The following is a 20,628-nucleotide window of genomic DNA, read 5'->3' on the forward strand; positions in this document are numbered from 1 at the left end:
AAAAAGAAAGGCCGGTGGGCCGTACCCCCTGGAAAGGAAAGGGGTACGGCCCACCGGCCCTCAGCTCTGCCGGGCGGCTGCCCGTATCCGCTCAGCGCACCTCGGTGATCTCGGGTCCGCGCTGGAGCTGGCCCATGCCACCGGAGAACTTCGAGCCCTCCTGGTTCTCCTGCTGGACGCCCTCGGGCACCATCTGGGCATCGTTGGGGAGCTTGAGGACGATCGGGTCGCGCGGCGCCATCGGGCCCTCGCCACGGACGACCACGGTGTCCCGGAAGACCGTCTCCAGGAGCCCCGCGGCCTCCGGCTGCACAGCGCCCTGGCCGGAGATCACTCCGCGCAGGAACCAGCGCGGCCCGTCGACGCCGACGAAGCGCACCAGTTGCACGCCGTTCGCCCCGTCGGGGAGCTGTACGGGGACCTGGGCACGCAGCTCCCAGCCCAGCGGGCCCTCGACCTCGTCGATGATCCCGCCCTGCTGGGTGATGCCGGAGGCGATCTCCTCACGGACCTCGCCCCAGATGCCCTCCTTCTTGGGGGCTGCGAAGGCCTGTAGCTGGATGGCGCTGTCGCGCAGCACGACGGTCGCGGCGACGATCGCGTCACCGGCCACCTCGACGCGCAGCTCCATGCCCTCGACGCCGGGCACGAAAATGCCGCCCAGGTCGACCCGGCCCTCGCCGGGCCGGGAGATCTCGGTGATGTCCCACGGTCCATCCGGCCGCGGCGCCGGCGGGAGATTCACCCGGTGCGAGCCGCTGTCGGCTCCATCGGTGTCATCGAGCTCGTCGACGACCTGCTCGGCCTCGCGCGCTTCGTCCGCCGTGTCCTCGGCGGAACCACTCTTCTTGCGACGTCCGAACACGTCACTGTCCTTCCCGGTCGGGTACGACCGAAGCGTAGCTGTTCCCGCCCTGGGTAATCCCGCCCCTGACGCCGTCAACATCACCGGAAGCATGCCCTCCGGTGGATCCGAAGCCTCCCTCGCCGCGGGCCGAGCCGGGTAGCTCCGCCACCTCGTGGAAGCGCACCTTCTCGACCTGCTGGACGACCAGTTGGGCAATCCGGTCGAACCGCTCGAACCGCACGGGCTCGCGCGGGTCGAGATTGATGACGATCACCTTGATCTCTCCACGGTACCCGGCATCAACCGTCCCTGGGGCATTCACAAGAGCGACTCCGCAGCGCGCGGCGAGGCCGGACCGCGGGTGCACGAACGCGGCGTATCCGTCGGGCAGCGCGATCGACACCCCGGTGGGCAGCACAGCCCGCTCGCCCGGGGCGAGTTCGACGGCCTCGGTTGTCACCAGATCGACCCCGGCGTCGCCCGGGTGTCCGTAGGCCGGAATCGGCACGTCCGGGTCGACACGGCGGATAAGCACGTCTACGGGGTGACGCATCAGGGGTTCACCTCGAACGCACGGATGCGCTTGGCCCGGTCCGGGTCGGCCATCGCTGCCTGGATCTCGGCCGGGCGGCCGTTCTCGATGAAGTGGTCGACCTTGACCTCGATGAACAGAGCCTCGGCGCGGACTGCCACGGCTCCGTCCGGGCCGCCGATGCGTCCGGTCGCCCGGGAGTAGATCTTCCGGCCGTGCACCGCGGTGATCTCGGCGTCCAGGTGCAGCAAGGTATCCACCGGCACCGGACACACGAAGTCGGTCTCCAGCCGCCCGGTCACCGCGATCACCCGCAGCAGCCAGTTCAGCGAGCCGAGCGTCTCGTCCAGCGCGGTGGCCAGAACGCCACCGTGGGCCAGACCCGGGGCGCCCTGATGGGCGGCCTTCACGGTGAACTCGGCGGTGACGCGGAGACCCTCACCGGCCCGCGTCTGGAGGTGCAGCCCGTGCGGCTGTCCTTCGCCGCACCCGAAGCAGTGTTCGTAGTGCGCGCCGAGGAGTTCGCCGGGGGCCGGGGCTTCGGGGTGCCGGACCGGTTTGACCGCGTCGGCCGGGGGCTTCAGAGCCGCAGATGTTCCACTCACAGGCGCAGACCTTACCCGCGCGGCCACCCGCAGGTCGCGCCGTGCCAAGCTTGGGTTCATGCAGCCTTCCGCCCCGCCTTTCGACGAACGACTGACCGCGCCCCGTTCGTGGTGGCTCATCGCCTTCCTGATCGGCATCGCCTGTGCGGTGATGCTGCTGCCGCTCGGCGCCCTGCCCCTGCTGGTCGGCCTGGTGGGCGGTACGGCCCTGTCGGCGGTCGCGGTGAGCAGTTACGGTTCGGCCAGGATTCGGGTGGTCGGGGGCGCCCTGGTGGCCGGCGACGCACGGATTCCGGTGACGGCGCTCGGCGAGGCCCAGGTGCTGGACGCGGAGGAGGCGCGCGCCTGGCGCTCGTACAAGGCGGACACCCGCGCGTTCATGCTGCTGCGCAGCTACATCCCGACGGCGGTCCGGGTAGAGGTCACCGACCCGCAGGACCCGACTCCGTACGTCTATCTGTCGACACGCGAGCCGCAGGCCCTGGTCGCAGCGCTCAGCGCGGTGCGGGATTAGGCACTGGTTTCGGGGTTCCCCTCCGGGGACGCCTCGCGGGTCCTCCCGGCTGCCTCTCCCGCCCCCACAGGCCCTGTGGAGCACTCAGGCAGGTCCTGCCGCGTGCCGGGAGGCCTCAGCCCCTCCAGCTCGCCCGGCAGATCCTTGCACAGGGCTCCCGGCCGCTCCGGCGGAGGCAGCTCAAGAAGCCGGTCCCAGGAGATCTGGCGCTTGCGCAGGTCCATCCTGACCCGTTCGGCAAGCTTTCTGGTGTCGCGCCGGTTCATCATCGCGCCGACGGTGGCGCCGATCATGAACGGAACGAGATTAGGCAGATCACGCACCATGCGCTTCGTGATCTGCCGGCGCAGCTCACGCCTCATCCGGCCGCCCAGCGCCGCGTCGATCGTCGCGGGGTGCGTGACATCGATACCGCGCTCCTCCGTCCAGGACGTGAGGTAGGCGGTGGAACGCTGGGTGAGCCCGCCCGGCGGGCGCAGCCCGTAGACCTCGTGCAACTCGGCGACGAGCTTCATCTCGATCGTGGCCACACCGGTGATCTCCGCCGCCAGCTCGGTGAGCATGGCGGGCGGCACGGGCATCATGGCCGCTGCGCCGATACCGGCGCCGACGGCTGCTGTGGCCTTGCTCGCACCCGCGATGAGCTTGTCGGCGAGCTCCTCGGGCCCGAGGCCCGGGAACTGCTTGCGCAGGGTCGCGAGATCGCGCACAGGGATGCGGGGAGCGGTCTCGATGATCAGGTCCGCGATATGACCGATCGCTGCCTTGGCGCTCTCCCCACCCTTGAGTACTCCCCGTTTCACTGGGCTCAGACGGCCTGCCCCGGTCACGGGCTCCGTCCTGTCGACCTGTCCGGCCTCATCGGCCGTGCCGACTCCTTCAATGCCTTGAGCTGCCGTGACTGCTTCGAGCGAGGCCGACCGGCCCCGCTCGTCGTCCCGCTCACCCGGGGAGGGTGGCAGGGCGGACCGCTCAGCAGGCGCTGCTACGCCTTCTGCCGGGCCTGTGCCGCCCTGATTCGCCTCCGACGACCCCTTGCGCCGCAAGCGTCGCTTCCGGAACGGTGTGTCGCCTGCCACGGCCGGTTCGGCCTAGTCGCAGTCGCGGCAGATCGGCTGACCGTTCTTCTCGCGCGCCAGCTGGCTCCTGTGGTGCACGAGGAAGCAGCTCATGCACGTGAACTCGTCGGCTTGCTTGGGCAGGACCCTTACGGCCAGCTCTTCGTTGGACAGGTCTGCGCCGGGCAGCTCCAGCCCTTCGGCCGCGTCGAACTCGTCGACGTCGACGGCGGACGCCGTCTTGTCGCTCCGGCGAGCCTTGAGTTCTTCAAGGCTGTCCTGGTCGACGTCGTCATCGGTCTTGCGTGGGGTGTCGTAATCCGTTGCCATGTCGCTCTCCCCCTCTGGGTGTCTGCGGTGTCTCAGCGCACGTAACGCGTGAGAGGCCGGACTTGTGCCCGACCTGAGGCGGAGATTTTGCCTCACATCAAGGTCTGTTACTCAATCGACACCCAAAAGGACCGCTCGGGAGCGGCCGGCTTGGGTGGCGATGGGGACCGTACACGGTCCCGGTCTTGCGCTTCACGGGCGCCACCCCGTGTACTTCCCGTGATGCCGAACCTCGAAAACCCCGAATTCTTCGGGTTTTCCAGGGACGGCACCGATTACGGAGCGTTGGCATCCGGGAATTCGCTCCTGTGATCGATCACACACGATCACTCCGGGCACAGGTCCCGAAAATTCCGCTCAAAGCGAACAAAACAATTCGTGTGCGAATCGCCCCGCCCAGCCTCTCAGACCGGCAGGGAGACGCGCATCACGAGACCACCGCCCTCGCGGGGCTCCGCGACGATACGGCCGCCGTGAGCGCGCGCCACGGAGCGCGCGATCGAAAGTCCGAGCCCCACGCCCTTGTCGCTGCCCGTTCGCTCCGTACGCAGCCGTCTGAAGGGCTCGAAGAGGTTGTCGATCTCGTACGCAGGCACCACCGGGCCCGTGTTCGAGACCACCAGCACCGCCTGGCCGGCCTGCAGCCCGGTGGTGACCTCCACCCAGCCCTGCTCCGGGACGTTGTAGCGCACGGCGTTCTGTACGAGGTTCAGCGCGATCCGCTCCAACAGGACGCCGTTGCCCTGAACGACCGCCGGGGCCCGCTCGCCCCGGACCTCCACGCTTCGCTCCTCGGCCTCGCCGCGCGTCTGATCGATCGCCTGCGAGGCCACCTCGGCGAGGTCGACCGGCTTGCGCTCGACGATCTGGTTGTCGCTGCGGGCGAGCAGCAGCAGGCCCTCGACGAGCTGCTCACTGCGCTCGTTGGTGGCCAGCAGAGTCTTGCCGAGCTGCTTCAGCTCCGGCGGGGCCTGGGGATCGGACAGATGGACCTCCAGCAGCGTGCGGTTGATCGCGAGCGGGGTGCGCAGTTCGTGCGACGCGTTCCCGACGAAACGCTGCTGGGCGGTGAAGGCCCGCTCCAGACGGTCGAGCATGTCGTCGAAGGTGTCGGCGAGCTCCTTCAGCTCGTCGTCCGGGCCGTCCAGCTCGATCCGGCGGGACAGGTCGGTTCCGGCCACCTGGCGTGCGGTGCGGGTGATCCGGCCCAGCGGGGAGAGCACCCGGCCCGCCATGGCATAGCCGAATGCGAAGGCGATGACGCTCATACCCACGAGGGCCAGCAGCGACCGGTTGAGAAGCGTGTCGAGTGCCTGTTGGCGCTGGTGGTTGACGCAGGCGTTCATCGCCGCGTTGAACCTGTCGGGCGACGCCCTCTCGGGCAGGTCGCAGACCTTACTGGTCACCTGACCATTGACGATCTCGAACGGCAGCTCACTGCCCACATGCAGGGCCTGCGCGGCCAGCAGGTAGATGATCGACAGCAGCAGGATGCCGGCGATCAGGAACATGCCGCCGTAGAGCAGCGTGAGCCGTATCCGGATGGTCGGGCGCAGCCAGTAGGGCTGCTCCTGTTTGGGCTCCCAGGTGGGCTTCGGAGGCACCGTCGGTGGCGCCGGGACGGCGGGCATCGGCCGTCAGATCCGGTAGCCGGAGCCGGGCACGGTGACGATCACCGGCGGCTCGCCGAGTTTGCGGCGCAGCGTCATGACGGTCACCCGGACGACATTGGTGAACGGGTCGGTGTTCTCGTCCCAGGCCTTCTCCAGCAGCTGCTCGGCCGAGACGACCGCGCCCTCGCTGCGCATCAAGACTTCCAGCACGGCGAATTCCTTCGGCGCGAGCTGGATCTCGGCCTCGTTCCGGAAGACCTCGCGGCGGTTGGGGTCGAGCTTGATTCCGGCGCGCTCCAGGACGGGCGGCAGGGCCACCGTCGTACGCCTGCCCAGCGCCCGTACGCGCGCGGTGAGCTCGCTGAAGGCGAACGGCTTGGGCAGATAGTCGTCGGCGCCCAGCTCCAGCCCCTCCACCCGGTCGCTGACGTCCCCGGACGCGGTGAGCATGAGCACACGGGTGGGAACACCCAGCTCGACGATCCGTCGGCAGACGTCGTCGCCATGGACCAGGGGGAGGTCCCGGTCCAGCACCACGACGTCGTAGTCGTTGACCTCGACACGCTCCACGGCCGCCGCACCGTCGTACACGACGTCGACAGCCATGGCCTCACGGCGCAATCCGGTGGCCACCGCATCGGCGAGCAGCTGCTCGTCCTCCACGACGAGTACGCGCACGGCGCTGTCCTTCCTTAGAAACTTCAGTACGTCGGAAACTTCAGAAAGTTCTGATGTTCTCACGGTCCGTGATCAGGACCGCTCATCAGTGCTGGTCTGTTCGGCTCCATCCTGCCCGCAACGCGCATAAACCGGCAGTAAGGCAGCCCTGGCCGACCCGGGGCCCGGGGAAGTTCGCCGGAATTCCAGGCCAGTTGAGGTTTCTCTGAGCATCGGGCCGGGGAGGACGCATTCACACCCGCGATCACGCCTTGAATGTGGCGTGCCACAGCCACTCCGTCCCCGGACAGCGCGTGATCACCCGCCCTACCGCCTGAGTGCGGAGGGAAACCCGGGCACACCCCCGTGCCACCGACCCACGATGAGGGGGCGCATTATGGACGCTTTCACCGCAGGTCTGCTGCAACGAATCAAGACCACCGAGTCCGACCTCACGAAAGCTCGGGAGACGGGCGACGACTTCCTCGCCGATGTCGAGCAGGGTGAGCTGGACGACCTGCACCGCCTCGCAGCCGAGCACGGCGTTGAAATCGGCGCCACCAGCGTCTGAGCCGACAGGAAGGGCCCCTGATGCCGTAAACCGGCGCCAGGGGCCTTCTCGCGTGCTGGAAGGAGTCAGTCGAGCACTTCAGTCGTGCCAGGCTCCGAACTCCTCCAGGAGGCCCTGCAGCGGCTCGAAGACACCCGGCGTCGCGGCGACCGTCAGATCACCGTCGGCGGGCAGCCCTGGACGGCCGCCGGTGCGGGCGCCCGCCTCACGGGCGATGAGGTCGCCGGCCGCCAGGTCCCACGGATGCAGCCCGCGCTCGTAATAGCCGTCCAGGCGGCCGGACGCCACATCACAGAGGTCCACGGCGGCGGAGCCGCTGCGCCGGATGTCACGCAGCCGCGGGATCAGCTTCTGGGCCACGTCCGCCTGGTGCGCACGGACGTGGCCGACGTAGTTGAAGCCGGTCGACACGAGCGCCTGATCGAGGGGCGGCGCGGGCCGGCAGCGCAGTTCGGTGCCTTCGCCGTACGCACCGCCCCTCGCGTATGCACCGCCACCGAGCACCGCCTGGTACGTCTCACGGCGCATCGGGGCCTCCACCACCCCCACGACCCGCTCGCCGTCCCGTTCGGCGGCGATGGAGACGGCCCAGGTCGGCAGTCCGTACAGGTAGTTCACGGTGCCGTCGAGCGGGTCGACGACCCAGCGGATACCGCTGCTGCCCTCCGCGCTCGCGCCTTCCTCGCCGAGAAAGCCGTCCTGGGGGCGGCGCTCGGTGAGGAAGCCGGTGATCAGCTTCTCGGCGGCGATGTCCATCTCGGTGACGACGTCGATCGGGCTGGACTTGGTCGCGGCCACCCCCAGATCGGCCGGGCGGCCGTCGCGCAGCAGCGCACCGGCGCGACGGGCGGCCTCCAGGGCGAGGTCGAGCAGTTCGGACAGCTTCGGGTCGGTCACGGCGCTCCAGGGGTCTGCAGGCGTCCAAAGGAACGGTCTGTAGGCGTGCGGCAGGGGGGTCTTATGCGTAAGGACTGTCGGCGCCCGCGGCGGCGGGCTTGAGGGCCCGGGCCGGGCAGCAGCCGACCGGGCAGAGGTCATGGCTCGGGCCGAGCGTGCCCAGCGCGCACCGCGGCACGCCGCGCCCCTGTTCGGTGGCGGCGCGCTCCAGCACCAGTTCGCGCACGGCCGCGGCGAAGCGCGGGTCGGCGCCCACGGTCGCGGCCCTGCGCACCGGAAGTCCGAGCTCGGCGGCCTTCGCGGTGGCCTCCGTGTCGAGGTCGTACAGCACTTCCATGTGGTCCGAGACGAAACCGATGGGGGCCATCACCACGGCGGGGACGCCTTCGCCGTGCAGCGTCTCCAGGTGGTCGCAGATGTCGGGTTCCAGCCACGGGATGTGCGGGGCGCCGCTGCGCGACTGGTAGACGAGCTGCCAGGGGTACTCGACGCCGGTCTCCTCACGCACCGCGTCGACGATCAGCCGGGCGACGTCGAGGTGTTCGGCGACATAGGCGCCGCCGTCGCCGTGCTCCTCCACGGGGCCGGAGGTGTCGGCGGCGGAGGTGGGAATGGAGTGCGTGGTGAAGGCGAGGTGCGCCCCCGCCCGTACGGCTTCGGGGAGGTCGGCCAGGGAGGCGAGAACGCCTTCCACCATGGGCCGTACGAACCCGGGATGGTTGAAGTAGTGCCGGAGCTTGTCGACCCGGGGCACCGGCAGCCCCTCGGCCTGCAGGACGGCCAGTGACTCGGCGAGGTTCTCGCGGTACTGCCGGCAGCCGGAGTAGGAGGCATAGGCGCTGGTGGCGAGAACGGCGATGCGGCGGTGTCCGTCCACGGTCATCTCGCGCAGGGTGTCGGTGAGGTACGGCGCCCAGTTGCGGTTGCCCCAGTACACCGGAAGATCGAGTCCGTGCTCCGCGAAGTCCTTGCGCAGGGCGTCCAGCAGGGCTCTGTTCTGGGCGTTGATCGGGCTGACCCCGCCGAACAGGAAGTAGTGCTTGCCGACTTCCTTCAGCCGCTCCTCGGGGATGCCACGGCCACGGGTCACGTTCGCCAGGAACGGGACCACGTCGTCCGGACCTTCGGGGCCGCCGAAGGAGAGCAGCAGCAGGGCGTCGTAGGGTGCGGGATCTCGCAGATCGGACATGGCATCGATCCTGCCACCCGCCTCGGACAGTGCTCCCACCGACATCGGCTCCCAAGGCCCACCCCGGTCCGGGACGGATCATCCCGACCGTAGGCTGTATCGGCTACGTTCACGCATTACAGGCGCGTGTGATCACGCCGTTGTGGAGCCCTCCTTGCCCAGTCCCTACCGCGCGATTTTCGCCGCCCCCGGCACCAAGGCGTTCTCGGCGGCCGGATTCCTCGGCCGGATGCCGCTGTCCATGATGGGCATCGGCATCGTGACCATGGTTTCCCAGATCACCGGCCGTTACGGCCTCGCCGGCGCGCTCTCCGCGACGCTGGCCATGTCGGCCGCGGTGATAGGGCCGCAGATCTCCCGGCTCATCGACCGGCACGGGCAGCGCCGCGTCCTGCGTCCTGCCACCCTCGTCGCGCTGGCGGCGGTGGCCGGTCTCCTGATCTGCGCGCAGCAGCGGCTGCCGGACTGGACGCTCTTCGTCTTCTCGGCGGGCGCCGGCTGCGTCCCCAGCGTGGGTTCGATGATCCGGGCCCGTTGGGCGGAGATCTACCGCGGTTCGCCGCAGGAGTTGCACACCGCGTACTCGTGGGAGTCGATCGTCGACGAGGTGTGCTTCATCTTCGGGCCGATCATCTCGATCGGTCTGTCCACCGCCTGGTTCCCGGAGGCCGGACCGCTTCTCGCCGCAGGGTTCCTGCTGGTCGGTGTCCTCTGGCTGACCGCGCAGCGCGCCACCGAGCCGGTGCCGCATCCGCGCGAGCTCCACACCGGCGGCACCGCGCTGCGCTCCCGTGGCCTCCAGGTGCTCGTGGTCACGTTCGTGGCGACCGGTGCGGTCTTCGGGGCGGTCGACGTGGTGACGGTGGCTTTCGCCGAGGAGCAGGGTCACAAGGCCGCGGCGAGCCTCGTGCTGGCCGTGTACGCGCTGGGGTCCTGTCTTGCCGGTGCGGTCTTCGGCCTGCTGCGCCTCAAGGGAGAGCCGTCCACCCGGTGGCTGGTGGGTGTGTGCGCGATGGCCGTGAGTATGATCCCCCTCCAACTGGCCGGGAGCCTCCCGTTTCTGGCCGTGGCGCTCTTTGTCGCGGGCCTTGCCATCGCACCGACGATGGTCACCACCATGGCCCTCGTCGAGCAGCACGTACCGCGCACCGAACTGACCGAGGGCATGACCTGGACCAGTACCGGGCTCGCCGTCGGTGTGGCGCTCGGCTCCTCGGCCGCCGGCTGGGTGGTCGACGCGTCCGGTGCCGAGGCGGGGTACGCGGTGCCCGTCGTGGCGGGAGCGCTCGCGGCCGCGGTGGCGTTCCTGGGGTATCGCCGGCTCAACGGGCCGGCTCCTACGGAAGGGCTCGGGGAAGATGACCGACACCGACGCACGGACGCAGACGAGCGCGTGGCGTAACTGGGCAGGGAACGTCAGGGCGCATCCGGTACGGGCCGTGTCTCCCGCCTCCGTGGCGGAACTCGCCGAGGTGCTGCGCCGCGCGTCCGAGGACGGTCTGAGGGTGAAGCCCGTCGGCACCGGGCACTCCTTCACTGCGACGGCGGCCACCGACGGTGTGCTGATCCGTCCGGATCTGCTCACCGGCATCCGGGAGATCGACCGCAGGGCGATGACGGTGACCGTCGAGGCAGGCACCCCGCTGAAGCGGCTGAACACCGCCCTGGCTCGGGAGGGCCTGTCGCTCACCAACATGGGCGACATCATGGAGCAGACGGTCGCCGGCGCCACCTCGACCGGCACCCATGGCACCGGCCGTGACTCGGCGTCCATATCCGCGCAGATCCGCGCCCTCGAACTGGTCACGGCCGACGGCACGGTGCTGACCTGTTCGGAGAAGGAGAACGCCGACGTCTTCGCCGTCGCCCGGATCGGGCTCGGCGCCCTGGGTGTCGTCACGGCGATCACCTTCGCCGTGGAGCCGGTCTTCCTGCTGACGGCCCGTGAGGAGCCGATGAGCTTCGACCGGGTCACGAACGGCTTCGACGAGCTGGTCGCCGAGAACGAGCACTTCGAGTTCTACTGGTTCCCGCACACCGGCAACTGCAACACCAAGCGCAACAACCGCAGCGCGGGCCCCGCCGCCCCGCCCGGAAAGGTAAGCGGCTGGATCGAGGACGAGCTCCTCTCCAACGGGATCTTCCAGGTGGCCTGTTCGCTCGGCCGGGCGGTCCCCGCCGCCATCGGGCCGATCGCCCAGCTCTCCAGCCGCGCCCTGTCGGCCCGCACATACACCGACATCCCCTACAAGGTCTTCACCAGCCCGCGCCGGGTCCGCTTCATGGAGATGGAGTACGCGGTGCCGCGCGAGGCCGCCGTGGAGGCGCTGCGCGAGGTCAAGGCGATGATCGAGCGTTCGCCGTTGCGGATCAGCTTCCCGGTGGAGGTCCGCACAGCCCCCGCGGACGACATCGCGCTCTCCACGGCCTCGGGCCGGGAAAGCGCGTACATCGCCGTCCATCTGTACAAGGGCACGCCCTATCAGGCGTACTTCACCGCCGTCGAGCGGATCATGACCGCCCACGCCGGCCGCCCGCACTGGGGCAAGATCAACACTCGCGACGCCGATTACCTCGCCGGGGTGTACCCGCGGTTCGGCGAGTTCACCGCCGTACGCGATCGGCTGGACCCTGACCGCCTCTTCGGCAACGACTACCTGCGCCGGGTGCTGGGCGACTGAACGTCGCGGCCGTTCACTGTCCGGTGCCCGTGCCCGTGCCCGTGGCGGCGCGGTCGCCCTGCACCGGGGCGCTGCCCGCACCCGTGGGGTTCGGGTCGGCCGCGCCGCCGTCGCCGGGCGCGCCCTGGGAGGGTGTGGTTGTCGGAGACGGGCTCGCACCACCGGTGTTGTCGGACGGCTTGGGGCTGGGCGTCGGATCGGCCGAGTAACCGTTGCCCTCGCCGGGGTCCGGGTTCCGGCTCTGTCCGCCCTGCGAGTCCGTACCGGGCGTCGCGCCGCTCTCCTGGCCCGGGGTCTGCCCCTGGCCGGGGTCGGTGCTGGTCGCCGGTGCCGGGTCGTCCGACCCGGAGCTCTGCTCCCCGCCGCGTACGACGGAGCCGACGGTTGTTCCCTCGCCACCGCTCAGGCCGTTGCCGGAGACCAGTTCGTAGGTGGTGATGCCGGCCATCGTCACGGCGAAGACCACGACCGCCCCGAGCGCCGACCGCTTCCAGCCGCGGATGCGGGTGCCGTGGGTGGTGGCTTCGGAGAACTCCTCGTCCGGGTCCGGGCGCCCCGTGGTGAGCAACTGGGTCTCGTCGAGCGGCCTCAGCAGCTGAGTACGGTCCGCATCGTCCGCCACGTCGCGCAGTACGGTCGTGGCGTCCGTCTCGCGCTGCACGGTCGTGGCAGCGCGCGCGCCACCCGTCTCACGCGTACGCGTGGTCACCTCACGGCCCGGTTGCTTCGCCTGGGCCGTGGCCCCGCGGATCTGCTCCCCCGTGCGGCGGAAGAGGTGCTGGAAGATCGAACCACCGCAGGTGGCGACGACGCTCATCACTCCGGCGCCGAGGATCGTTCCGTACACGCCCAGCTGGGAGGCCGCCACTGCTGCCGCGACTGCTGCCACGGCACTGCCCGCCACTTGCGGCAGGCTCAGATCTATGCGCCTTTCTTTGGGTTCCATGTCACTTTCCGGCTTCTGCACCATTTCCAGCCCTTGATTGACCTCTCTCCCACCATGCAAAGGAAGGGACATGTGAGCGAAGTGAATAGTTCCGCTTCAGGAGATTCTGTGAAGCAAAACACGCATGGAGGCCATCCCGCGCCCTGCCGGGCGGCTCGGCCCCCGCACCTCACGAGAACCCGGCGGCGCGGCGGTCCACCCACATGGCCCGAATGGAGTACTGTGGCGAGCCCTGGGGCCGGACTCCTCGATGGATGTCCGGGAACTTCGGGAGGGGGCCGAAGGAGGCACTCGATCCGGCGGCGCCACGGCATTGCACGGGGACGGACTGGCTACATGGAGTGACCATCGGTCACTTTTTGTTGCACAATAGGTCACCGTGTCATACCGGCGATCAAGGGCTCACGCCCGACACGCCGGGCAACACGGCAATGTTGTGGCAGGCTGCACCCGGGCAGGCCACACTCGACTAGCGGAAGCAGCGACGCACGTGACGTCGGCAGGCACCACCCGGGAGGTCCCCATGCCCGAACTGCGTGTCGTGGCCGTCTCCAATGACGGCACACGACTGGTGCTCAAGGCTGCGGACAGCACGGAGTACACGCTTCCGATCGACGAGCGGCTTCGAGCTGCCGTGCGCAACGACCGCGCGCGGCTCGGCCAGATCGAGATCGAGGTGGAGAGCCATCTCCGCCCCCGCGACATCCAGGCCCGGATACGAGCCGGCGCCTCCGCGGAGGAGGTCGCTCAGTTCGCGGGGATTCCGGTCGACCGTGTCCGCCGCTTCGAGGGCCCCGTGCTCGCAGAGCGTGCCTTCATGGCCGAGCGGGCCCGGAAGACTCCTGTACGCCGCCCCGGCGAGAACACCGGCCCTCAGCTCGGTGAGGCGGTGCAGGAGCGGCTGCTGCTGCGCGGCGCCGACAAGGAGACCGTCCAGTGGGACTCATGGCGCCGTGACGACGGCACCTGGGAAGTCCTGCTGGTCTACCGGGTCGCCGGCGAGCCGCACTCGGCGAGCTGGACGTACGACCCGCCGCGTCGGCTGGTCCAGGCCGTGGACGACGAGGCGCGTTCGCTGATCGGCGAGACCGACGACGTCGCCGCGCCGGAGCCGAGCTTCCCGTTCGTACCCCGGATCGCCCGGCTGCCCCGCGACCGGCCGCTGGACCGTACTCTGGACCGCCAGATGGAGCGTCCCGCGGCGCCGGCACCCGTATCCGAGCCGGAGGAGCACATCGGCGGCATCTCGGCCGGTGAGCGCGATTCACTGACCAGCCTGCTGGAGGCGGTGCCGAGCTTCCGCGGCGACATGGTGGTGCCGGAGCGGCCCGCGCCGCCCGAGCCTCCGGCCATCGAGTCCGCCGCGCAGGATCCGGAGGCCGATGAATCGCCGGCAGCGGCAGGCGCCGGTTCCGCCTACGCGGATGTGCTCATGCCGCGGGCGGTGGCCGGCCATCGCGACCGGCTGACCGGGACGACGGACCGCCAGGCCGAGGCGGACGGCGTCCGACCGGGCCGCCGGGCCGCCGTGCCGAGCTGGGACGAGATCGTCTTCGGTACGCGCCGGAAGAAGCAGGACTGAGGCGGGGCGACCGCAGCATGACGAGGGCCCGTACGCCGCTGCGTACGGGCCCTCGTGCGGCATGCGGACCTCGTGCCGTGCGCGCATGCGTCCCCCGCACCGCGTGCGCCGCTCGCGCCGTGCGCGTACGGAACCTGTTGCGGCGGTTCCATGCCCTCGGGCCGGTCTGCGCTCTGTTACTGGGGGTCGGGGCCCTTTGCGACCGGGCGCGACTCGTCGCCGGACCACTCGGACCAGGAGCCCGCGTACAGCGCCGCAGGGATCCCGGCAACGGCCAGGGCCAGCACCTCATGGGCGCCGGAGACACCGGAGCCGCAGTAGACGCCCACCTCCGGCGCCCGGCCGGCGCCGAGCTTCTCGAAGCGGGCCGCCAGCGATTCCGCGGGCAGGAATCGGCCGTCGTCCCCCACGTTCTCGGAGGTCGGGGCCGAGACGGCACCCGGGATGTGGCCGCCCACCCGGTCGATCGGCTCCACATCACCCCGGTAGCGTTCGGCGGCTCTCGCGTCGAGCAGCAGACCCGAGCGAGCCAGTGCTGCCGCCCCATCCGCGTCCAGCAGCGGCAGAGCGCCGGGGACGGGCCGGAAGTCGCCCTCGGCCGGGGTCGGAGTCTCCGTCTGGAGCTCCCCCTCCCAGGCCGCGAGACCGCCGTCCAGGACCCGGACGTCCTCGTGCCCCGTCCAGCGCAGCAGCCACCAGGCGCGCGCCGCCGCCCAGCCCTGGCCACCGTCGTACACGACCACCGCACTCTCCCGGGAGACACCGGCTCGGCGCATCACCACGCCGAATTCCTCCGGATCGGGCAGCGGATGACGGCCGCCGCTGCCTGCCGGACCGGCAAGTTCCGCATCAAGATCGACAAAAACCGCACCGGGGATGTGCCCGGCCTCGTAGTCGGGACGGCCGTGCGGGCCGCCCAGCTGCCAACGTACGTCCAGGAGCACCGGCGGACGCGGCCCCGCCGACTCGCTCACGCATTCGGATGCGGAGATGATGGGCTTCATGGGTGCCATCCTCGCGCAGGAGCCGCCCCACCCGTAACACCTCCGAAACGGACGTATCGCATCAAACCGGCCCCTCTTCGTCGAGATCCCGGAAAGTGCGGCGCGGCCGGGGCACATCGTGCGCCGGGTGGTGCGAGCATCTGCACGGGGCGTACCCATCCTGTACCGCACAGCGGCACACCGGCCCCGTTCCCCCCATACGGCCACCACGATGGTCCGAGGAGAGAGTGACGATGACCGAGGCTGCCGCTCGGCGCACGCCCGGAACACCATGCTGGGTGAGTCTGATCGTGCACGGCCTGAGCACGACCGAGGACTTCTACGCCGATCTGTTCGGCTGGGAGTTCGTGCCCGGCCCGGACCAGTTGGGTCCGTACGTCCGCGCACTGATCGACGGGAAAGTGGTCGCGGGCATCGGACAGCTGCCGCCCGACCGCCATCTACCGGTCGCCTGGACGACCTACCTGGCCACCGCCGACGCCGATGTCACGGCGGAGATGATCCGCTCCTGCGGCGGCACGGTCGCCGTCGGACCGCTTGACGCGGGCGAGGCGGGCCGGCTCGCCATCGCCTCCGACCCCAGCGGCGCGGTCTTCGGAATCTGGCAGGCCGCCGCGCACATCGGTACGGCGCTCGCGGGAGCCCACGGCACACCGGTCTGGAACGAGCTGGTGACCAGCGAGACCTCGGCGGTCTGCAAGTTCTACCAGACGGTTTTCGGGTACGAGCCGGAAGCGGTCGTCTCGGCCGACTTCGACTACCAGACCCTGCATCTGAACGGCCGTCCGGTGGCCTCGCTGCACGGCGTGGGCCACGCCCTGCCACGCGACCGGGGCCCGCACTGGATGACGTACTTCGAGGTCACCGACACCGACGAGGCCGCGCACCGCGTGGTGGATCTCGGCGGATACATCCTGCAGCCCGCCCGGGACGGGTCGAGCGGCCGGTTGGCGACCGTGGCGGACCCGGAGGGCGCGGTGTTCACGATCGTACGGTCGGCCGCTCGCTGAGCCGCCGGGTTGCCGGAGTGGGTCACTCGGTCCTGACCCGTTCGACATGTCGATGGGCGGGGCGGGCCAGCCGGGCGTGCAGCTCGTCGAAGAGCTCGGACGCCTCGGTTCCGCTCCACTCGGCCGGCAGCAGTTCTCGCGCGACACCGGGGTCGAGGTAAACGAGCCGACGCCAATCGGTGAGGACCCTGATGTACGTGGTGAACGCCTCGCGGTCCGTCACCGGACTTCCACTCGCGATCCGCTCGGCCACCGGACGGTGCACCGCGAGGAAATCGACGTACAGCTGCTGCAGCCGGACGGTGTCCCACCAGGAGCGCACCTTTGCCGCAAGGTCCCCGCTCCCGTCCTTGTCTGCGCCCACCGACAGATAGTCGGCCCGGAAGAGGTCGGCGTACGAGCGCAGCCCGTGCCGGGCCAGCATGTCCTCCGCCTCGTCGTGCACATGTCCCGGTGCGATCCACACCCCGGCAGACACGGAACCGAAGCCGAGCCGGGTGAGCTGGGTGCGCAGGGTGTGCCGTTTGGCGCGTTCGGACTCGGGCACCGAGAAGACGACCAGCACCCAGCCCTCGTCCACGGTGGCCCGCCGGGCCGCGAAGATCCGCGGATCGCCGTCGCGCAGAATCCGCTCGGTCTCGGGTGAGATCCGGTATCCGGCAGCTCCGGAGACCGATTCGGCTTCGAGCAGTCCGGCGCGCTTCAGCCGGGAGACCGAGGACCGTACGGTCGGCCCCTCGACGCCGAGGTCGGCGAGCAGCTGGATCAGCGAGGCCACGGACATCCAGCCATGGGTGTCGCGCGCGTACAGCCCGTAGACCGTCACGATCAGCTGCCTCGGCTGCACCTTGCCCAGCGGGCCCGATCCGGACGCGGCCGCTTCTCCGCTCACCGTGTTCACAGCGTCATCCTAAGCATCCGCACCGGACGCCCGAGGGGCGGTCGCCCTGCCCCAGGTCCCCTTGCTTTCTCGATCACCTGCCGGAGGGCTCCCCTCAGGAAAGCCCGGGGCTATGGTTACTGACCATGTGGTTAGGACAGCCGCCCGAGGGCGAGCAGAACCTTCACAGCCAGAACCCCCACCAGCAGCCGAGGGGGCCGCAACCGCCCAGCGGCGGGGGCGGCGGGCACCGGGCAAAGGTCGTCGCAGTCACTGCGGCCACAGCCGTGGTCGTAGCCGTGGGCCTCACCGGCCCCCTGCTCCTGGGTGGCGACAAGGACGACAACGCCAACGGCGGCAGCAGGAACACGAAGGCGCCGGCCAGTGCCTCGAAGAGCGCGACGGCGCCGGCATCCGACGACCCGCGCGGCAGCGAGACCGAGAGGCCGACCGTCCCGGGCTGGAAGGTCGTCATCAACCCGGAGTGGGGCACGGCCTTCGACGTGCCGCCGGACTGGGACGTCAAGGAGCCGGACCTGCTGATCGGCTTCGAGGACAGCAAGGTCGACTACAGCGACCCCGGCAACTGGGGCAAGTTGATCATCATCATGGGCGCACCGGCAGTCCTCCGGGAGAACTGGTGCGTGTCCGACGACGACAAGGACGGGCGCATGGAAGGCACCGCGCTGGTGGCGGCGGGCACCAAGGGGGCCAAGGGCGCCGACAGCACCGGCGATGCCGCCTTGAGCCAGGTGGACCGGTGGGTGTACGGCGGTTACACGCAGCCGGACACGAAGAGCATCGTCTACGACAAGACGGCGAAGCCGTACACGGCCAAGTCCGGTCTCAAGGGCAGCATCGCCTGGGCCCGGTCCAGGAACACGCCCCAGAAGGGCAGATGTGCGAGCGACGGCAAGGCCATCACGTTCGCCTTCAAGAACTCCGCGGGCGGCTTCGTCGCATGGAGCCTTTACGGCGCCACGGGCGTGAAGGACGAGCTGCCGGACTCGACGATCATGAAGATCCTCGGCACGGTACGCCTTCACAGGGACCCGACGGAATCCTGAACCGGGCAACTCACGGACGACGGGGGCGGACGTACATGGCGAGGCAGACGGGCTCCGGCGATGGGCCGCACATCACCAACACCGCGGTCGACTGCACGGCCGAGTATCTGATCCAGATCGGGATCCTCGAAGGTGATCTCAATCTGACCCTGCGCGTGGAGCCCCCGCCGCCCGATGACGACGCTCCGCTGGCCGCGGCCGAGCGGAGGCTGACACGCAGTCTCCTGTACCGGTGGCGGGCCGAGGCCGACGCCTGGGACATGACCGATCCCGAGCCGCTGCCCGTGCGCTGGACGCCCAGCCGACAAGTGGCCTCCGCCGGAGAGTACGTGCCCGCGGGCTCCGGGACCGACACCATCGCCGGGACCTTCCTCAGGCTCCGGCCCCGACGGCGGCTGGTCGTGCTGGGCACCGCCGGGTCCGGCAAGACCGTGCTCTCCGTCCTGCTCACCCTCGAACTCCTCGCACGCCGGCTCACGCAGGGCGAGGACGACGTACCGATCCCGCTCGTGCTGTCGCTCGAGTCCTGGGACACCCGGCGGCAGTCGCTCACCGAGTGGCTGGTGGACCGGCTGCGCCAGGACCACCCCGGTCTGCCGCCCGTGGACGGCGTCCACCCGGCCCGTCGGCTCGTCCTCGAGCGGCGGGTGCTGCCCGTCCTCGACGGCCTCGACGAACTGCCCGGGCATCGCCGCGCCGAGGTCCTTGACGCACTCAACGCCGGCCTCGGCGGCGAAGGGGACGTAGTACTGGTCTCCCGCACGGCCGAGTACGCCGACCTCGACCAGGAAGGCAAGGGTCTGCGGCACGCCACGGTGATCGAGTCGTTGCCGCTGCGCCCCGACGAGGTGGCGAACTACCTCCACAGGGCCCGGCCTCCGGCCCGTGCCGCCGCCTGGGCGCGTCTGCTGGAGACCCTCCAGAAGGAACCCTCCGCGCCGGTCGCCTGGGCCTTGAGCAGTCCGCTGATGGTGTGGCTGGTACGCCGGTCGTACGAGCAGCATCCGGCGGATCCAAGGGAGTTGACGGACCGCGGGCGGTTTCCGACCCGGGATGCCGTCGAGGCACACCTGCTCGACCGGATCGTTCCCGCCGCGTTTCCGCCGCAGCCCCCGAACCCCAGCCGGCTGCACCCGCCCCGCGCCTGGGACGCCGAACGGGCCGAAGCCTGGCTTTCGCACCTGGCGCTGCTGCTGAACCGTCGTGAGGAGTCCGAACTGGCCTGGTGGCGGCTGTACACGGCACCACTGCCCCGGCTGCTCGCCCTGCCCGCGCTGCTCGCGACCGGCATCCTGCTCTCCCTGGTCATCAAGGCGGGCAGGTCCGGCTATGCCGAGAACTCCCTGCTGGGCGACCTCAGGGTCACGTCCGAAGTGGTGGTCGGGGTCTCCTTCGCGGCCATCGCGCGGACCGTGACCGCCTCCTGGTTCGGTCAGCGGCTGGCCGAGCCTCGGCGCAGTGCGAATCCGCTGCTGTTCATCCGGGCCCTGCGCTCCCTCGACCGGCACGCGCGAGTGGGCCCGCAGGTCCGTCTCGCGGCGCTCGCGGGCGGTCCCGCCCTCGTCGTCCTCCTTCTCGCCATGTACGTCTTCGTGACGCCGGACCCCACCCTGGTGTGGCTGTCCATCGGCGGCGTACTACCCGTCCTGCTGATGATCGTGTACGCGGCTCCCGCCGACACCGTGGACGCCGCCACTCCCGACGAACTCCTGCGCGGCGAGCAGAGTGCGCTCATCACGACGCTGACGCTGGTGGCCCCGCTGATCGGGGCCGGCTCGGGTGCGTTCTCCCGGCTCAACGGCGGGAGCGGCGGCTGGGAGGCGGCGATCGGCAGCTGGGCAGGCGCCTCGGCCATGCTGGTGCTGCTCAGTCCGTGGAGTCGCTGGACGCTGGCCAGATGCTCCCTCGCGGCGACGGGCCGGGTGCCCTGGTCGCTGATGACGTTCCTCAAGGACGCACGCACGGCGGGCCTGCTGCAGCTCTCGGGCGGCACCTACCGCTTCCGTAACCGCAGGCTCCAGGACCATCTGGCGGGGCGGCGCGCCCAGGAACGGCGAACGACTGCGCCCAGCCCCGAGCCGGCCCCCCTCCCCGCGCTCGCGGACTCCCGTCACTTCACGGTGGAACACACCGCCGACCACTACCGCCTCTGCGGCCGGTCGCGAAGGCTTCCGCTGGCCCACTGGGCTGTGCTCGGCCCGCTCATGGGCTTCTTCATCGTTCGGCTCAGCGTGTCCGGACAGTGGCAGGACCCGGCCGCCTGGCTGATACTGCTCTTCTGGCCCTTCGTCGGCGCCGTGATCACCGTGGCCGGGTTCCTCATGCCGCGGCAGCGGCTGGAACTGGAGCTGACCCGGGACGGCGTCACCTCCGTGATCGGGCGCAGACGACACTCCTACGAGTGGCGGCACGTCGAGGAGATCACCGTGCGCCGTGCGATCGTGCAGGGCCGGGACGCGCGCTTCTACGCGCTGCAGGTGCGGCTGCTCGCCGGCGCCCCGCGCCCGCCGCGCCGCTCCCGCATGGGCGAGGGTTGGTTCTACGTCCTGCCGCTCGGCCTCTCGTCGCGGACGGATCCCCAACTCGCCGCGGCTCTGGCCGGCTTCGCGGGGCCCCGGTGGACATCGTCGTCCGGTGGCCGCTGA

General features: G+C 70.2%; 20 protein-coding genes. 8 read left to right on the forward strand and 12 right to left on the reverse strand.

Annotated elements, in window-relative coordinates; genetic code table 11:
- Positions 1 to 91: 91 nt before the first annotated feature.
- The 3 genes from ACH4EW_RS13855 to ACH4EW_RS13865 are packed head-to-tail and all read right to left on the reverse strand — an operon-like array spanning position 92 to position 1,984.
- Positions 92 to 865, reverse strand: coding sequence for a DUF3710 domain-containing protein (locus ACH4EW_RS13855; protein WP_398255731.1), 774 nt, complete (start codon positions 863 to 865; stop codon positions 92 to 94).
- Between the two features lies 1 nt (position 866).
- Entirely contained in the window at positions 867 to 1,400 is a 534-nt protein-coding gene (dut, locus tag ACH4EW_RS13860) for a dUTP diphosphatase (RefSeq protein WP_398255734.1), read from the reverse strand.
- On the reverse strand, positions 1,400 to 1,984 hold the full coding sequence (locus ACH4EW_RS13865) for a PaaI family thioesterase (protein WP_398255736.1): 585 nt from the start codon (positions 1,982 to 1,984) through the stop codon (positions 1,400 to 1,402). The genes dut and ACH4EW_RS13865 overlap by 1 nt, the downstream gene beginning before the upstream one ends.
- 58 nt (positions 1,985 to 2,042) lie before the next feature.
- Here ACH4EW_RS13865 and ACH4EW_RS13870 point away from each other — a divergent pair, with 58 nt between their 5' ends.
- Complete coding sequence (locus tag ACH4EW_RS13870; RefSeq protein WP_398255739.1) at positions 2,043 to 2,498, forward strand: DUF3093 domain-containing protein; 456 nt, start codon at positions 2,043 to 2,045, stop codon at positions 2,496 to 2,498.
- Here the strand turns inward: ACH4EW_RS13870 and ACH4EW_RS13875 are convergent.
- The 4 genes from ACH4EW_RS13875 to ACH4EW_RS13890 form a co-directional block, all read right to left on the reverse strand.
- The gene (locus ACH4EW_RS13875) at positions 2,495 to 3,577 is read right to left on the reverse strand and encodes a hypothetical protein (protein ID WP_398255742.1); all 1,083 of its coding nucleotides are present in this window, start codon (positions 3,575 to 3,577) and stop codon (positions 2,495 to 2,497) included. The two genes, ACH4EW_RS13870 and ACH4EW_RS13875, sit on opposite strands and share 4 nt — an antisense overlap.
- Positions 3,578 to 3,589: 12 nt before the next feature.
- Positions 3,590 to 3,886: a DUF4193 domain-containing protein gene (locus tag ACH4EW_RS13880; protein ID WP_003965732.1), complete on the reverse strand. Its 297-nt coding sequence runs from the start codon at positions 3,884 to 3,886 to the stop codon at positions 3,590 to 3,592.
- Between the two features lie 404 nt (positions 3,887 to 4,290).
- Complete coding sequence (locus ACH4EW_RS13885; RefSeq protein WP_398255745.1) at positions 4,291 to 5,517, reverse strand: sensor histidine kinase; 1,227 nt, start codon at positions 5,515 to 5,517, stop codon at positions 4,291 to 4,293.
- A gap of 6 nt (positions 5,518 to 5,523) precedes the next feature.
- Positions 5,524 to 6,177: a response regulator transcription factor gene (locus ACH4EW_RS13890; protein WP_398255748.1), complete on the reverse strand. Its 654-nt coding sequence runs from the start codon at positions 6,175 to 6,177 to the stop codon at positions 5,524 to 5,526.
- Between the two features lie 376 nt (positions 6,178 to 6,553).
- On the opposite strand from ACH4EW_RS13890, the gene ACH4EW_RS13895 reads away from it, so the two are divergent.
- Positions 6,554 to 6,727 carry a hypothetical protein gene (locus tag ACH4EW_RS13895; RefSeq protein ID WP_176740391.1) on the forward strand — a complete coding sequence of 58 codons (174 nt, stop codon included), beginning with the start codon at positions 6,554 to 6,556 and terminating at the stop codon, positions 6,725 to 6,727.
- A gap of 78 nt (positions 6,728 to 6,805) precedes the next feature.
- Here ACH4EW_RS13895 and ACH4EW_RS13900 read toward each other — a convergent pair whose 3' ends face one another.
- Both ACH4EW_RS13900 and ACH4EW_RS13905 read right to left on the reverse strand, forming a co-directional pair.
- Positions 6,806 to 7,624, reverse strand: coding sequence for an inositol monophosphatase family protein (locus ACH4EW_RS13900; RefSeq protein WP_398255750.1), 819 nt, complete (start codon positions 7,622 to 7,624; stop codon positions 6,806 to 6,808).
- A 61-nt stretch (positions 7,625 to 7,685) separates the two neighbouring features.
- Positions 7,686 to 8,813 (reverse strand): ferrochelatase, encoded by a 1,128-nt coding sequence (locus ACH4EW_RS13905; protein WP_398255753.1) that lies wholly within the window; start codon positions 8,811 to 8,813, stop codon positions 7,686 to 7,688.
- Between the two features lie 154 nt (positions 8,814 to 8,967).
- Here ACH4EW_RS13905 and ACH4EW_RS13910 point away from each other — a divergent pair, with 154 nt between their 5' ends.
- Together ACH4EW_RS13910 and ACH4EW_RS13915 are read left to right on the forward strand one after the other, a co-directional pair.
- Positions 8,968 to 10,215 (forward strand): MFS transporter, encoded by a 1,248-nt coding sequence (locus ACH4EW_RS13910; RefSeq protein WP_398255755.1) that lies wholly within the window; start codon positions 8,968 to 8,970, stop codon positions 10,213 to 10,215.
- Positions 10,172 to 11,494: a D-arabinono-1,4-lactone oxidase gene (locus ACH4EW_RS13915; RefSeq protein ID WP_398255758.1), complete on the forward strand. Its 1,323-nt coding sequence runs from the start codon at positions 10,172 to 10,174 to the stop codon at positions 11,492 to 11,494. The genes ACH4EW_RS13910 and ACH4EW_RS13915 overlap by 44 nt, the downstream gene beginning before the upstream one ends.
- 13 nt (positions 11,495 to 11,507) lie before the next feature.
- On the opposite strand, the gene ACH4EW_RS13920 is transcribed toward ACH4EW_RS13915, so the two are convergent.
- Complete coding sequence (locus ACH4EW_RS13920) at positions 11,508 to 12,464, reverse strand: hypothetical protein (protein WP_398255761.1); 957 nt, start codon at positions 12,462 to 12,464, stop codon at positions 11,508 to 11,510.
- Between the two features lie 499 nt (positions 12,465 to 12,963).
- Between ACH4EW_RS13920 and sepH the strand changes: the two genes are divergently transcribed.
- Positions 12,964 to 14,022: a septation protein SepH gene (gene sepH, locus ACH4EW_RS13925; protein ID WP_398255763.1), complete on the forward strand. Its 1,059-nt coding sequence runs from the start codon at positions 12,964 to 12,966 to the stop codon at positions 14,020 to 14,022.
- Positions 14,023 to 14,198: 176 nt separating this feature from the next.
- Here the strand turns inward: sepH and ACH4EW_RS13930 are convergent, their stop codons facing one another.
- Positions 14,199 to 15,026 carry a sulfurtransferase gene (locus tag ACH4EW_RS13930; RefSeq protein WP_398255765.1) on the reverse strand — a complete coding sequence of 276 codons (828 nt, stop codon included), beginning with the start codon at positions 15,024 to 15,026 and terminating at the stop codon, positions 14,199 to 14,201.
- Between the two features lie 233 nt (positions 15,027 to 15,259).
- On the opposite strand from ACH4EW_RS13930, the gene ACH4EW_RS13935 reads away from it, so the two are divergent.
- Entirely contained in the window at positions 15,260 to 16,036 is a 777-nt protein-coding gene (locus tag ACH4EW_RS13935; RefSeq protein ID WP_398255768.1) for a VOC family protein, read from the forward strand.
- A gap of 22 nt (positions 16,037 to 16,058) precedes the next feature.
- Here the strand turns inward: ACH4EW_RS13935 and ACH4EW_RS13940 are convergent, their stop codons facing one another.
- Positions 16,059 to 16,937 carry a PaaX family transcriptional regulator C-terminal domain-containing protein gene (locus ACH4EW_RS13940; RefSeq protein ID WP_398255771.1) on the reverse strand — a complete coding sequence of 293 codons (879 nt, stop codon included), beginning with the start codon at positions 16,935 to 16,937 and terminating at the stop codon, positions 16,059 to 16,061.
- A gap of 125 nt (positions 16,938 to 17,062) precedes the next feature.
- On the opposite strand from ACH4EW_RS13940, the gene ACH4EW_RS13945 reads away from it, so the two are divergent.
- Together ACH4EW_RS13945 and ACH4EW_RS13950 are read left to right on the forward strand one after the other, a co-directional pair.
- Positions 17,063 to 17,983 (forward strand): hypothetical protein, encoded by a 921-nt coding sequence (locus ACH4EW_RS13945; RefSeq protein ID WP_398255773.1) that lies wholly within the window; start codon positions 17,063 to 17,065, stop codon positions 17,981 to 17,983.
- Positions 17,984 to 18,018: 35 nt separating this feature from the next.
- Positions 18,019 to 20,628 carry an NACHT domain-containing protein gene (locus ACH4EW_RS13950; RefSeq protein WP_398255776.1) on the forward strand — a complete coding sequence of 870 codons (2,610 nt, stop codon included), beginning with the start codon at positions 18,019 to 18,021 and terminating at the stop codon, positions 20,626 to 20,628.

The organism is Streptomyces sp. NPDC018000, assembly GCF_044328025.1.
In the GTDB taxonomy this organism is placed as follows: Bacteria; Actinomycetota; Actinomycetes; order Streptomycetales; family Streptomycetaceae; genus Streptomyces.

Bases quoted from the DNA above. Each gene is read 5' to 3' on its own strand.
- dut (WP_398255734.1), bottom strand. From the start codon at position 1,400: ATGCGTCACCCCGTAGACGTGCTTATCCGCCGTGTCGACCCGGACGTG.
- ACH4EW_RS13870 (WP_398255739.1), top strand. From the start codon at position 2,043: ATGCAGCCTTCCGCCCCGCCTTTCGACGAACGACTGACCGCGCCCCGT.
- ACH4EW_RS13880 (WP_003965732.1), bottom strand. From the start codon at position 3,886: ATGGCAACGGATTACGACACCCCACGCAAGACCGATGACGACGTCGAC.
- ACH4EW_RS13885 (WP_398255745.1), bottom strand. From the start codon at position 5,517: ATGCCCGCCGTCCCGGCGCCACCGACGGTGCCTCCGAAGCCCACCTGG.
- ACH4EW_RS13895 (WP_176740391.1), top strand. From the start codon at position 6,554: ATGGACGCTTTCACCGCAGGTCTGCTGCAACGAATCAAGACCACCGAG.
- ACH4EW_RS13905 (WP_398255753.1), bottom strand. From the start codon at position 8,813: ATGTCCGATCTGCGAGATCCCGCACCCTACGACGCCCTGCTGCTGCTC.
- ACH4EW_RS13915 (WP_398255758.1), top strand. From the start codon at position 10,172: ATGACCGACACCGACGCACGGACGCAGACGAGCGCGTGGCGTAACTGG.
- ACH4EW_RS13920 (WP_398255761.1), bottom strand. From the start codon at position 12,464: ATGGTGCAGAAGCCGGAAAGTGACATGGAACCCAAAGAAAGGCGCATA.
- sepH (WP_398255763.1), top strand. From the start codon at position 12,964: ATGCCCGAACTGCGTGTCGTGGCCGTCTCCAATGACGGCACACGACTG.
- ACH4EW_RS13930 (WP_398255765.1), bottom strand. From the start codon at position 15,026: ATGAAGCCCATCATCTCCGCATCCGAATGCGTGAGCGAGTCGGCGGGG.
- ACH4EW_RS13935 (WP_398255768.1), top strand. From the start codon at position 15,260: ATGACCGAGGCTGCCGCTCGGCGCACGCCCGGAACACCATGCTGGGTG.
- ACH4EW_RS13945 (WP_398255773.1), top strand. From the start codon at position 17,063: ATGTGGTTAGGACAGCCGCCCGAGGGCGAGCAGAACCTTCACAGCCAG.
- ACH4EW_RS13950 (WP_398255776.1), top strand. From the start codon at position 18,019: ATGGCGAGGCAGACGGGCTCCGGCGATGGGCCGCACATCACCAACACC.